The 13,044-nt window shown below is 41.8% G+C and carries 11 protein-coding genes; 8 read left to right on the top strand and 3 right to left on the bottom strand.

What is annotated here, in order from left to right; genetic code table 11:
• Positions 1–14 precede the first annotated feature (14 nt).
• Entirely contained in the window at positions 15–3,116 is a 3,102-nt protein-coding gene (locus tag KDU71_RS18945; RefSeq protein WP_212192681.1) for a GH92 family glycosyl hydrolase, read from the top strand.
• A gap of 129 nt (positions 3,117–3,245) precedes the next feature.
• Here the strand turns inward: KDU71_RS18945 and KDU71_RS18940 are convergent, their stop codons facing one another.
• Positions 3,246–3,785, bottom strand: coding sequence for a ubiquitin-like protein (locus KDU71_RS18940; RefSeq protein ID WP_212192680.1), 540 nt, complete (start codon positions 3,783–3,785; stop codon positions 3,246–3,248).
• 342 nt (positions 3,786–4,127) lie between these two features.
• Between KDU71_RS18940 and KDU71_RS18935 the strand changes: the two genes are divergently transcribed.
• Entirely contained in the window at positions 4,128–4,910 is a 783-nt protein-coding gene (locus KDU71_RS18935) for a GNAT family N-acetyltransferase (RefSeq protein WP_212192679.1), read from the top strand.
• A 66-nt stretch (positions 4,911–4,976) separates the two neighbouring features.
• On the opposite strand, the gene KDU71_RS18930 is transcribed toward KDU71_RS18935, so the two are convergent.
• Together KDU71_RS18930 and KDU71_RS18925 are read right to left on the bottom strand one after the other, a co-directional pair.
• On the bottom strand, positions 4,977–5,540 hold the full coding sequence (locus tag KDU71_RS18930) for a hypothetical protein (RefSeq protein ID WP_212192678.1): 564 nt from the start codon (positions 5,538–5,540) through the stop codon (positions 4,977–4,979).
• Positions 5,541–5,631: 91 nt separating this feature from the next.
• Positions 5,632–6,240, bottom strand: coding sequence for a hypothetical protein (locus KDU71_RS18925; RefSeq protein WP_212192677.1), 609 nt, complete (start codon positions 6,238–6,240; stop codon positions 5,632–5,634).
• 971 nt (positions 6,241–7,211) lie between these two features.
• Here KDU71_RS18925 and KDU71_RS18920 point away from each other — a divergent pair.
• The 6 genes from KDU71_RS18920 (at position 7,212) to KDU71_RS18895 (ending at position 12,776) form a co-directional block, all read left to right on the top strand.
• Positions 7,212–7,931, top strand: a complete 720-nt coding sequence (locus KDU71_RS18920) for a DUF6261 family protein (RefSeq protein WP_212192676.1) — start codon at positions 7,212–7,214, stop codon at positions 7,929–7,931.
• Between the two features lie 65 nt (positions 7,932–7,996).
• Complete coding sequence (locus KDU71_RS18915; protein WP_212192675.1) at positions 7,997–10,312, top strand: hypothetical protein; 2,316 nt, start codon at positions 7,997–7,999, stop codon at positions 10,310–10,312.
• A 27-nt stretch (positions 10,313–10,339) separates the two neighbouring features.
• Positions 10,340–10,819: a hypothetical protein gene (locus tag KDU71_RS18910; protein ID WP_212192674.1), complete on the top strand. Its 480-nt coding sequence runs from the start codon at positions 10,340–10,342 to the stop codon at positions 10,817–10,819.
• Positions 10,820–10,822: 3 nt separating this feature from the next.
• Positions 10,823–11,500, top strand: coding sequence for a DUF5675 family protein (locus tag KDU71_RS18905; RefSeq protein ID WP_212192673.1), 678 nt, complete (start codon positions 10,823–10,825; stop codon positions 11,498–11,500).
• A 191-nt stretch (positions 11,501–11,691) separates the two neighbouring features.
• Complete coding sequence (locus tag KDU71_RS18900) at positions 11,692–12,039, top strand: trypco2 family protein (protein WP_212192672.1); 348 nt, start codon at positions 11,692–11,694, stop codon at positions 12,037–12,039.
• A gap of 146 nt (positions 12,040–12,185) precedes the next feature.
• Complete coding sequence (locus KDU71_RS18895; protein ID WP_212192671.1) at positions 12,186–12,776, top strand: hypothetical protein; 591 nt, start codon at positions 12,186–12,188, stop codon at positions 12,774–12,776.
• Positions 12,777–13,044 lie beyond the last annotated feature (268 nt).

Below are 13,044 nucleotides of genomic sequence, written 5' to 3'. Positions count from 1 at the left end.
TAAAAAGTGATATTATGAAGATATCCGTAATACTCTCGTTCCTGTGTTTATTGACTTTTAACTCTAACGCGCAACATGTTGTGTGGCAAATAGGCGACGGCGATAAAACAGGAGCAGATTTTGCTTTGTATCCTGATGGGTATAACGATTACATAGCCAACGATTTTGGGTGGGAAGATACCTACTACCTGGTAGGTACATCTGATGCCAAAACCGATTGGCCTTATATTATGCCGGGTATCAGCGATACCTGGGGCGGTACCTGGGGCACCTCGGGCTGGCGCTCAAGTACACTGACGGTTTTGTTCGGGGTGGATAAGTTGCCTAAAAAAGGCCACTGGACGCTGGTGGTTGATTTAATCGACTATAACGCCGAAGATTTGCCCTTATTTAAAGTGACCATTAATGGCAGGGAGTGGAAATACCAGTTACCTGCCAAGGCTGCCAGCTCTATTGATGAACTGCCCAAAGCGGGAGCGGGCTATAGCATTGATATACCTGTACCACATAAGCTGTTGCGTACAGGAGGTAACGAAATCAAGATGACTACTCTTGAAGGCTCATGGTTGAAATACGGACAGATTCGCCTGGAAGGGTCTAAAGGGGTGAAGTTGCGCATCGATAAAGACATCCATTTGCGAGAGGTCAAGCCGGCTGCGTATGAGATTGTGCTGGATGGCAAAAACTATCAGCCATTACTGGTAGATGTAGAACATCTTAACGACCTGCCTAAGCTGGAAGTGCTGGTGGATAACACCCCCATCTTTCAGGAGGTGGTGGAGAAGGGACGCTATGTGTTTGAAGCGCCCATGCCGGCCGTTAGCCAGAAACAGGTTAGTACCTATTCCATCCGTGTAGATGGGCAGGAAGTTGAAACAGGCAAAGTGGTACGACAGCCTCAAGCGCTTATTACACCGGCCGAATACGTGGATACGAAGGTGGGTACCGGCCACTCGCGCTGGATGATTGCTCCCGGACCATGGATGCCCTTCAGCATGGTGAAGCTGAGTCCCGATAACCAGAATCCCTCGTGGCAGGGTGGCTACGAGCCTAATTTTGAGTCTATTGGGTGCTTTAGTCATATACATGAATGGACACTGGCCGGCCTGGGCATGATGCCTGTTAACGGACCACTGCAGATTAAGGTGGGAGATGAGCGCGACCCTGACAGTGGCTATCGCTCGCGCATTGATAAAACCACTGAAGAGGCACCCATTGGTTATTATGGCGTTCAGTTGACCGATTATAATATCAAGGCGGAGCTAACCTCCACCACACGTTGTGGATTTCAGCGCTATACCTTCCCTGATAATGAGCAGTCGCGGGTGATGATTGATTTGCATATACCGGCTGAATACTGGTATCAGAACCTGGCTGTTGAATGGAAGCAGGTGAGCGATTACCGCATCGAGGGCTATAGTCATCAGCTCACCGAAAACACCTGGGCAGGTGGCATTGATCAGGAGTACATCATCTTCTTTGTGATTGAATTTGATCAGCCTATAGCCAAGATGGGTGGCTGGATTAACGATGAGGTGTTGGATGTAAACAGCATGAGCTATGAGCGTCCCGATGAGGCTGGTTGTTTTGTGGAGTTTGATACTAAAGACAACAAGCAGGTGCAGGCACGCACCGGTATCTCGTATGTAAGTATTGCCAATGCGGCCGAAAACCTGCAGACTGAGATTACTGAGCCTTTCGGCTGGGATTTTCAAGCGGTGCGCAACAACCATGTGCAGGAGTGGAACAAGCTCCTGAGCCGCGTCACCATATCCACTACCAACAGCATGGAGAAGATGCGCTTTTATAACAGTATGTATCGCTCGCTGTGCAGCCGTAACACCTATAGTGATGTGAATGGGCAGTGGCGTGATGCCGATGAGAACATCTGTCAGCTGGATGATCCTTCATCGCCGGCATTGGGATGCGATGCCTTTTGGAACACCTTCTGGAACCTTAACCAGTTTTGGAATCTGGTGACACCGGAGTGGAGCAACCGCTGGGTGCAATCGCAGCTGGCCATGTACGATGCCGGTGGCTGGCTGGCCAAAGGACCGGCAGGCATGGAGTACATCCCGGTGATGGTGGCCGAACACGAGATTCCCATGATTGTAGGGGCCTATCAGATGGGCATACGCGATTATGATGTGGAGAAGGCCTATGAAGCCGTGAAGAAGATGCAAACCACACCGGGGCAGGAGGTAGGCGGTGGCTATGCCGGCAACCGCGACCTGGTGACTTACCTTGAGCATGGCTACGTGCCATACGATGAGGGGCGTTTCTCTAATTCGCTGGAGTATGCCTACGATGACTGGACGGTGTCGCAGCTGGCCAAGGCTTTGGGTAAAGAAGCCGATTACCAGTACTTTTTAGAGCGTGGCTACAACTGGCGCAATGTGATTGATAAGGAGATGGGCTATGCCCGCATGCGCGATGCCAAAGGCAATTGGAAAGACGACTTTGATCCGTATAAATCGGGTGCTAACCACCACTATGTGGAGGGTAATGCCTGGCAGCTGACCTATTTTGTACCGCAGGATGTGCCTGCACTAGCCGAAATGATTGGTCAGGATCGCTTTATTGAACGCCTCGATTGGGGCTTTGAAGAAAGTGATAAAACACGCTACAATGGCATCAACGACCAGTATTGGGATTATCCGGTGGTGCAGGGTAACCAGCAGTCGATGCATTTTGCCTTCCTGTTTAACTGGGTGGGCCAGCCATGGCTAACGCAAAAATGGAGCCGCGCCATTATGGATCGTTACTATGGCTATGGCGTATCAAATGCCTACCTGGGCGACGAAGACCAGGGGCAGATGAGTGCCTGGTTTGTGATGGCAGCCATGGGCTTGTTTCAGACCGATGGAGGCTGCAGCGTTGAGCCGGTTTACGAAATTGCCAGCCCCTTGTATGAGCAGGTGGTGATTGACCTGGGCGGCCGCTATGGGCGTGGCGATACCTTTACAATTGAGGCCAAAAATGCCTCGCGATTGAATAAGTACGTGCAGTCGGCTAAGCTGAACGGTGAAGTACTGAATGATTTTAAGTTTCCGGCTGCTGAGCTGCTCAAAGGTGGCAAGCTGGAGCTGGAAATGGGACCAGAGCCCCTTAAGTAGTAATTATATATAAATGCAGAAGAGGGAGCTACGGCTCCCTCTTTTTTGAACTTACAAACCTGTCAGGATTTGAAATACTGTCAGGGCTATTTTATATAGTTAATGCAACTGTGGCTTATGAATGTGTTGCTATTTTTTTATAAACTTAACAGGAGTGTAAGCATTATCTCCTTTAAAATGTACAAAGTATAAACCTGCAGATAGCGAATTTACATCTATGGCCTTATTGTCTGTTATGATACCTTTTGTAATACATTCTCCAGTTGAATTAAAAATGCTATAAGTTATATCCTTAGTATTCTTCAAGCCTTTAATGTGTAATTGCTCGGCAACCGGGTTTGGGTAAACCTGTATCGATGCAATCGTATTGTCATCAATGGATGTGGGTGTGCCGAGGACTAAATGAAGGATCGATTCTTTTTGAATGTTGTAGTCCGATAAGGTTCGTCCATCTTCCAGTTGTTTACCCGCAAAAATTAGCTGCTGCTGGTCAATAGGGATGCCCTCTTTATCCTGAATCTTAGCCTTTACATTTTCTATAGAGTCACTGGCTTCAACATCAAGTGTAATTGTTTTGCCTGATGCCGTTTTTACAAAAATCTGCATGGCAAATATCGATGTTGACCATATAAAAAGGAGTAGTAATGAAACAATTCTTCGGCTTGTCATGTGTGTTAATTTTAGATTAGATATACAATAAACCTGGTTTACTACGGATGAAGACGGGTTTAGTTGCCTTTTATAAGCAAAGAATTTCTGCTTCTTTTCAATTATTGTGGATTGTATTGATGAGGGTGCCCTAAAATAGAGTTTCACGCTAAGTGCGATAGTTATCTCACCGCTAAGAATTGCGAAAAGGAGCCAAACTGTAGAATGTAATTATTGAGAGCTTTGCGCACTTTGCGAGAAATAGTAATGTTTTTGGACAACTCCATCAGTAATAGACTGCAGGCTAGCATTACCAGCTAAGCAACATTCACTATATTTGAATAAACTAACCAATTCACTAACATGACTACAACTTTTAAAATCATTGACCTGACGCCTGAAACCATTGCCGATTATGGTGTGTGTGGCTATAAAGATGTCAGCAAGCACAAAGAGCTTCGCAATAAGATTGAATGGTTTAGTACCTACCATGCGCAAGGACTAAAGATAAAAGCTCTGCTGGCTGAAGATGGCACGTATCAGGGCATGATTGAATATCTGCCGGGCGAACTGGCGCATCGTCCTGTTAATGCTCAGGGCTACCTGTTTATCCACTGCCTGTTTGTTGGTTTTAAAAAGGAGCATAAAGGCAAAGGCTATGCCTCGGCCATGCTCGATGAATGCCTGCAGGATGCCAAAGCACAACACAAGCATGGTGTTGCAGTGGTAACGCGCAAAGGCTCTTTTATGGCTGATAATAAGCTGTTTTTAAAGAATGGTTTTGAAGTGGTGGCAAAAGCTAAGCCCGACTTTGAGCTATTGGTTTACAAGTTCAACAATAGTGCACCTATTCCTGACTTTAAAACAAGCATACAGACGATGCCGGAACAATACAAAGAAGGCCTCGCCATACTGCGCTCACCGCAATGCCCCTATACCGAGAAAAACGTGCACGCTATTATTGATACGGCACAAAAGAAATACAAAGTACCCACTCAGTTAATTGACCTTGATAATGCACCAGCTGCGCAGGCCACACCCTGTGCTTTTGGTACTTTCTGCATTATTTACAATGGTGAGGTCATTAGCCATCACCCCATTAGTAATAAGCGCTTTGAGAATATAATGGATAAGTTGATGAAGTAGCTGTAACCGCATGATGCCGCGCCACGCGAAAGGATTAGCGTGGTTGCGGGGCCAAACTGGGAGGTTTTAATTGCCCGATTTTCTGAAATGTGACCAATCAAGATGGTAGCGCATAAATATGGTCCCACCCAAGTCATAGGTAGGGAAAAGTGTCTCACCCCGTGGCGTTTTTTCATTGCCAAATCCAATAAACACATTGGTTCCGGCAGATAATGCATGCGTAATTGAATATTGTATCCCTGTCCCTACATTAATCATTGAATATTCAGACGCTCTTATTTCATCAGACCATTTGTAACTATAGTGTGCCTGATAGAAGAGCTTAACTTTTTTTTGATTTTTATGCGGATATATCTGTACACCTATTTTAAGTACTTCACGTTTATATTGAATATTATCATCAGGGGTTGACATATCCATTTCCAAATCATCATTTGCTTTTTCATAGCTGGTAAATACAATGAATCGTCCAAACTTATAACCCAATAGTGGCGCTATGGTAAAGTCTGATTCAAAGAGGATTGAGCCTTTAATATCAATGATTAAACCGTTATTGCTGTTGAATGTTTCTTCCTGCGCAAAACCTAGTGTTGCGGCAAAGATTAATAAAAGCGTAAAAAGTTGTTTCATAAGTTAGATTTGGCATTAATTAGAACTGCTTTTTGTAATCACTGGCCTCACCTACTTCACCGAGCGAGGGCATTCATGTTAGCATGTGATTTTAAATATACTCAATCTTTACTCTAATATTGTATAAGCCAAATTTCATATTTCCCAGCAGAGTTTTCAACTTTGTAGAAAAATTTAATAACACATGAATATTATTAGATCCATTTTCCCAGCTTAGGCGGTAGAGGTACCCATCCGTAGAAATAGTTTCTTTGATTGTAGTTGGTTCTCCGTATTTATTAATTAGTTCTTGCTTAATTGTTTTGTATTTGTTCAAGTATTCGTTCTTTCGTTTTTTCTCAACTTCAAATTTATCTCCATCTGTTTTTAGATAATCTACATGATCCATTATATTCCAGTCATAACTGGTGACTAGTAATGTTGAGTCCTGCTCATCGTAATAGTATTTTATTATTAGCTGTGGAGAAAAATCATCATTTGTTCGCTTATAGCATAATGGGTAATAGTCATGATTTTTTTTAGCTGTTTGAAAAAAGTCATTAGGAACTTGATATTTTACAAATCCAAGGCAAATCGAATTAATCGATTTTTCATGTGCTCTTATATCACCAAGACACTTTTTTTCAAATAAAAAATCATGTTGAGAAAAACCAAGGTTATAAATGCAAATAAATGCTAAGATTGAAAATATTTGTTTCATAGTCTATTGTTATTGAGGGTGATAGGTTGTTTGTTATCTACTGTCTAACCTGTTAAATGTTAATTTTAGGTTTTGCACTTTGCATTTCACTTTGTTAATTGCGTTATATTCTATTGCTATTTAAGATACTGTATATTTTTTACTTAATCATTACATGTTAAAATTAGTAAAAGCAATCTATTACACGCTAATTGTAATAAAATTATATGGTACTATTATTGCTTAATAAAATTGGTTAAGAAAGTGAATGTAATTGTAATAGTAACTTTTTCGATACTATTCACTTTGTATATCAATTCTCTAAACTTTAAACATGGTGCTATAAAGCCTTATAATACCAAAATATTTCCCAATGGCTATTGAACTTTAAAATATCCTACCGTAAATTGCTTATCGTTGTCTGCTAACTGTTGTCGGGAAGCAATAGTTAGCCAGATAAACTCCAAAAAACTAATAGGGATACAGTATTAATCAGGTTATTGCAAGGTGCAATTGTCTGTTTAAACGTTCTTTGACATACTGTAATCCCCCTTCTTAAGCCTTCAATTTTTATTTTCTAAATCATATTAAACCAGGCAGAATTTAGTACGTGTCTGTCATTTCGCATTACACGAGTGTCTGTGCTATTGACCAGCTTCTATTGAAAGCTCTCGCAATTAGCAGGACAGTTCGCCAGCTTCTATGGAAGTCTCCTGCGACTTGCAGGGCTTATCGCCAGCTTCTATGGAAGTCTCCTGCGACTTACAGGGCTTATCGCCAGCCTTTATGGGAAACTCCTGAGACTTGCAGGACAGTTCGCCAGCTTCTTTGGAAGAGTCCTGCAACTTGCAGAACAATTCACTAACCCTTGATAATTGTATTTCGAATAGTCGCAGAAACTACTTCATCTGTCTGGTTTTAATCAAATGTTGGGCTATCAGCCTGATAGACACGTTTTGTAATTATTACTTATTAACTAAAAATAAAATACCATGCATAAAATTGCCTATTCCTTATTATCAAACAAGGTTCTTTATACATTCGCACGTGAAGTATTAGCTATAATTAAAACGGCCGGTATAGATGTAACTCCATTCAGCAGCTTTGTTGAGAAATCAGAAAGTAGCTTGCAAGAGTTCGATAAGGCTCTAACACGTGATGATGTGAATCCGTTTACTATTAAGATTAATGATGCTGACAGGGAACGGGATCTTCGTTTTTTAGGCTTCAAAAACTATATTGAAGCGTGTACTTATCGTAAAGAGCAAAGCAAACAACAGGCGGCTCATAACATAAAAGCAGTTATCGAGCGATATGGCAATGAGCTTTATCGTTTGTCGTACCCGGAGCAAACGGCTGCTATGCAAAACCTGCTTACAGATCTTGGAAAGGAACCTCTCAAGTCGGATTGTGCAATAGTTGAAGCCACTGACTGGCTGGATGAGCTAAATGCCGATCAAAGTCATTTTGAAAGCCTGGTGCAACAGCGCAATAGTCAGGATACAGGTAATGACAAGACCCTGACTGAAACCCGAAGGCCATTAATTATAGCGCTTAAGAATTTATTAATGATGATTGAACTACAGCAGCAGATTAAGGCATCGGATGCTTTAAATGCCCTGGTCAATCATTTGAATAACCTCATTGACTCAAGCATGACCAGTGCCCGTTTATCAAAGTCGCTGAGCGACCGGGCCAATATTGAAAGCTAGTTGAGAAGAAGGGGGATGACAGTACTTTTTTTAATGATGAATCGCTATTAAAAAACAAATATACCATGAATCTATATCCACTTATTCCGAAGGCCGCCAAGGTAGGTCTGATGCCACTTGATGAGGCAGAATTGCAACTATTGAAGAACGCCGAAATCAGTAAAAATGGAAGTTTTGATGTACCACTATTAAACAATGCAGTGCTTGACTTTGAAACTTCTGCTGCCGCTAATATATGGGTGTATAACAATACCGATGATTTAAGAAACGACGATCTCGATGGATTTTACCTTAGTGATGACGACTGCAAAAAGGTGATGAAGGAGCAGGCGGTGGTGCGCTATTCCATAGGTGCTAAATTAAGAGCCAAAGCAGGTGGAAGTATCAAAGAGATACTGGGTTTTGAAATTGGTGCCAACAGAGAGCTGGATGTGTCGATGTACCGCCTGCACGATTTATCGACCAAAACCTCAGAGGCTGTTTACCAGGATTTACTTGACTTTAAAAGCCTTTTAAATGACTCGGCCAAGGCTGAATTTTGGGATGGATTTTTACCCAATGAGGCCTGTTCGTATGCCTTAAAAGGACAGGTGAGTGGTAAAATTGATGTGGATGTGGTACAGCTCTTATCTACAGTGTTAGCACCAGTGTTTACACTCACTAAAAGCGGAACCCAACTGCCTGTTTCAATCGATCCGAGCATAAGTGTTTCCTTCTCGTTTAAGCGCGAGGACAATTTTGAGTGCCTGGTGCGTAAGGTGGAAGATAAGGTATTTGCGCTTAAGCTTGGGAAAGCCAAATCATCAAGCAAGGAATTGGGCATTAATGCGGGGGTGTCAATTGAATCACTGGATGTTGAGAAGGAGAAAATTATTCAGATCATTGATAAGTATTACGAAAATTATCTTGGCAAACCCACTGGTGAGCTTGATGAACTAATTGCACAAACTGATGATTACCTTTCTGATGAAACGATAGCAACCATCATTGAAAAGATTGATTTTGTTGGTGATACCTATGAGGAATTAAAAGCGCATTACAACGAATACAAGGATAAGATAGCTGATGTAAAAGAAAAAGTCATTGCACTGCTTTCGGCCAAAGTGGAGATAGGCTTGGAGTATGAGTACCGCAAAACGATGACTACAGGTGTATTGCTCGAAGCAACTGTGCAACAGGATTTCCTGATGGCGAATTTTGGCGATGTGGTTAAGCTAAAAGTTGCCAGTTTATTAGTTCACCACAGAGACGCCGATGATGCACCATTTAAAGTGAACAACTACTTCTCAGAAAAGGGATTGGAATTCAGTCGTCGTTTCGCCCTTGGTTTGAGTATTGGCAACTGGACCCTTAGCTCATATACCCAAAAAGAACTGGAAGTTGAGGAGAAAGAGATAGGTGTTAATGGTAAAAAAGCCATCAGTATTTCTTCTCTGAAAGAAAAGGGTGCTTTTGTTTTTGCCGAGCAATCTAAAATAGCCATATCGCTGGATGCCGAAACAAAGCATCCGGCCCAGGAATTGCATTACGATGATTTAGATTACACCCTCACTCTGATAGCCGGCAAGGAAGATGGGAAAATCAAAGGACGCATAAAGGAGCGCAAAAACAAGAAGAAGGGCGATGTAAAAGATTTAAATGCGTTTATCCAGCTGGCAGTTGTGTGGGGCGCTTTGGCCGACCTTAGCCACACCGACTCGCAGAAGCGACTAAGTGAGCTCTGGAATAAGATTAAGCATTGTGATGATGTAGAATACGAATGTAAGCTGCATGTGCCATCGGAGGTGTTTGTATGCCTGGCAAACGCCATGCGTTCGTCAATGGGCTACGAAATTTTAGCGCGTTCAATGGCCGCATCGGTGTATGAAAATAAAAATGAGGATAGTGCACGTATGGCCAGTCGCGAAGACTTCTACTATCAGCCCATCCTGGATTTTTACAATACGCGCAGTACCAATAATTTGTTTGCACACAATAAGTATCGCCGATCCTATAAAAAGTGGCGTAACTTCGAAACAAACCGGCTTAGTCTGAACCCGGTTAATCGGCCAAGTTATTTTGGCGGTATTCCTTTTGACGAAAGCCTCAAGAGCTACCAGGAGCTCTTAAAGGCCTTTAACAATTTCGATGAGAAAATCAGCAAATCAAAAGCTTTAAAGATAGATGTAGATCATGCGCGAAAATCGGAGATAGCCAAGCTTTTCGGTTTTATCGAATCGGTGGTTAACGATAAGCGGGGCTTTAATCAGAAATGGTTTGGCTACATGATACTTGAGCTGATTGAAATGCATTACCCCGATAAGGCCGATGCCATTAGCTGCACATTTACCATTCAAACCACAACCGGCAATAAGGACGAAGCTCTTGTTTTTGGAGCTTAGTAACTAACCAAACTAAATCGTATTGTAATGAAAGAGAGTGACAAATTTGATATTTTAAACCTGGTGGATGAGTTTACTGCCAGTGATGCCGAAAAGGAGAAAATGAAACGTCTTTTATCGGAGGCCATCTATGAGCAGGAACTGGAAGACCAGCTGAAAGAGTGTGAAGCAAAAGAAGAACTGTTGGAACGCATTAGGGAGCTGGAAGGTACCACCGCCGACCTGAAACAGTTTGGTTGGTGGGGACGCTTCATCCGCTTTTTGCGTGGTGCACAGCGCCCTCTATGGGGTTTTGCCGTATTGTTTATTGATTTAATGGTGTTTTTTGATTGCATCATCATACACGATGGTTCTAATCTTGAATTTGTGTTTAATGTGATCAACTTCCTTGTACTGGGCTTCTTATTTGGTGAACGAGCCTTAAAGAATGTGATTCCTTTGGTGAGCCAGATGAATGCCAGCAGAAGAGAGAGCCAGCAAGTGACAAAGGATCAGCCAAAAGGATAAGCTATGAAATTAACCGTTGTACGATATGCCAGCTCAACGGATAGTACGCTGGGCATGTTACTGATTGATGGTGTATTTGAGTGTTACACGCTCGAAGATGAGCACCGCGACGTGAAAAAGATGCATGAAACACGCATAGATGCAGGTACCTATAAGCTGCAGCTGCGCACCCATGGCCGGCATCATACAGATTACCTTCAGAAGTATGGTGCAGATTGGCATTATGGTATGTTGCAGGTAATGAATGTACCCAAGTTTACCGATATCCTTATTCATATAGGTAATACCGATGACGATACCTCTGGCTGCCTGCTGGTTGGTGATGAGGTGAATAATAATGCCATTCAGTCCGGAAAGGTCAAAAACAGTACACAAGCTTATGTGCGAATGTACCCCAAGGTAGCCAATGCTTTGATTAGTGGTGAAGAGGTCACTATCACATACCTGGATAATGTGCCGATAAGTAAGAATTTGACATCAGGATCGCCAACGGTCATCCCGCACATTGAGCAGGGCCAGCCCAAAGTGGTGAATACAACAAAGCTAAATTTTCGGGAAGTGCCCAAAGGACCGTTACTGGGTGTATTAAATGAGAATACCCAGGTAATTGTTAAGCAAACAAAGATGGGCTGGAGTAAAGTAATGGTCGAAGGTTGGTTGAGTGATCGTTTTTTACGGTGATTGTCGGGTGAGTGATATGTGTTCAACCCCTGCGGGGCTGAAAAGGGCTTATGTTTGTAGAAGATTAACTCTGATAATTGTCCTGAAAAGACAAACGACTAATAACCGTGGGTGAAGCCCAAAGAGTGCATCATTATTGTATCTCAGCCCTTAAAGGGGGCTGCATATTATAAACAATCAAACATTAAACTATGTCAGAACTGAACCTAAAAGAACTTATTCACGAAGTACGTGAGGAGCTTATCGCATCAGAAGAATTAAGAGAGCAAAAAGGATTGGATACATTATTTGAAGTCGATAAACTTAAGATTGAAGTCAATTTTGTGGTTGAAAAGATCAGTGGCAAAAGTGGAGGCGTTAACCTGAAGGTAATTGATGGCAAGTTAAATAAAACCTATACCGAACAGCAAGTACATAAAATTACTTTAGATCTTAAAGTGCCTGAAGAGGCGAAGTTTGTAAATTCTGCAAGCATTAGAGATAGTATTAAAATAGCAGGACGAAGCGCAGGACTTACAAGCTACGAACCTGATGTATAATACTGTTGCAACATTGTAGAACTGTAATTGAGCAACAAAAGCCATGCTATTTCGTTGGCTTTTGTTTTTTTATATATCTTCATTCTCCGAGAAAAATCAGGCATATTGTAGTGTCTACACACACATTTTAACCAAACAACAAATCCATGAAGAGAATTATCTTTTTAGGGCTGCTATTTGCTATGGGTAGCCATTTATTTGCTCAACTATTAGATTATCGACAAGGTTACATTATTGATAAGGATAGTGTTAAAACCGAATGCCTTGTTAAGTACATTAGTGATGGAGGTATTTCCACAAAACCTTTAAACAAAGAAAACAGTAAGAAACAGACCTATACAGCAGACGAAATTCTGGGGTATGGAACGGGATATGAACATTATGTTGTTCTTAAAAATGTAAGAACCAAAGTGAGCACCAATATTGGAAACAGCAAGCAAAAGTTCATGTTTGCCAAAATTGAGATTAAAGGCAAAATTAATTTGTACTCAACAGTGCTTCGTTCCATGTCAAGTGGTGGTTATGGCTTTAATTACGAAGAGGTTTTTATCCTTGAGAAGTTACCTGAGTATCCGGCCGTTCAGCTTCGTAAAAGTAAAAAGAAACAGTTGGCCTTATTAAATGAGTTGGTTAAAGATTCTCAGGAAGCCATTAAGAAAGTGGGAACTACGAAACTAAGGGAGAGTGAAATTAAACAGCTTATTCGTTTTTATAATAATGCGGATAAAACTTTGTAGTTGAAGTAATAACCTGAGTTCGATTTAAATTTAAAACTCAGATTAGAATAAAGAGCTGATTTACAATGAATAATTTTAGAGAAATAGAGAACTATTGCGATAAAATTTGAAGCAGTAAATCAGTTATTTATTCAAAGCTTGGCAATCCCGCTTATAAACAGCAATTTTCTTCGTGTAATCGACTCAAAATAGCCCGCTATTCTTTCGTCAATATACACTTGAAACTCACTATTTGTAAGCGTTCTGAGTTCAAAATTTTACGTCGAAC

Origin of the sequence: Carboxylicivirga sediminis (assembly GCF_018156225.1) — a bacterium.
Lineage (GTDB): Bacteria > Bacteroidota > Bacteroidia > Bacteroidales > Marinilabiliaceae > Carboxylicivirga > Carboxylicivirga sediminis.
Note: the sequence above shows the minus strand (reverse complement) of the source record. Positions and strands in the feature narration are given on the sequence as shown.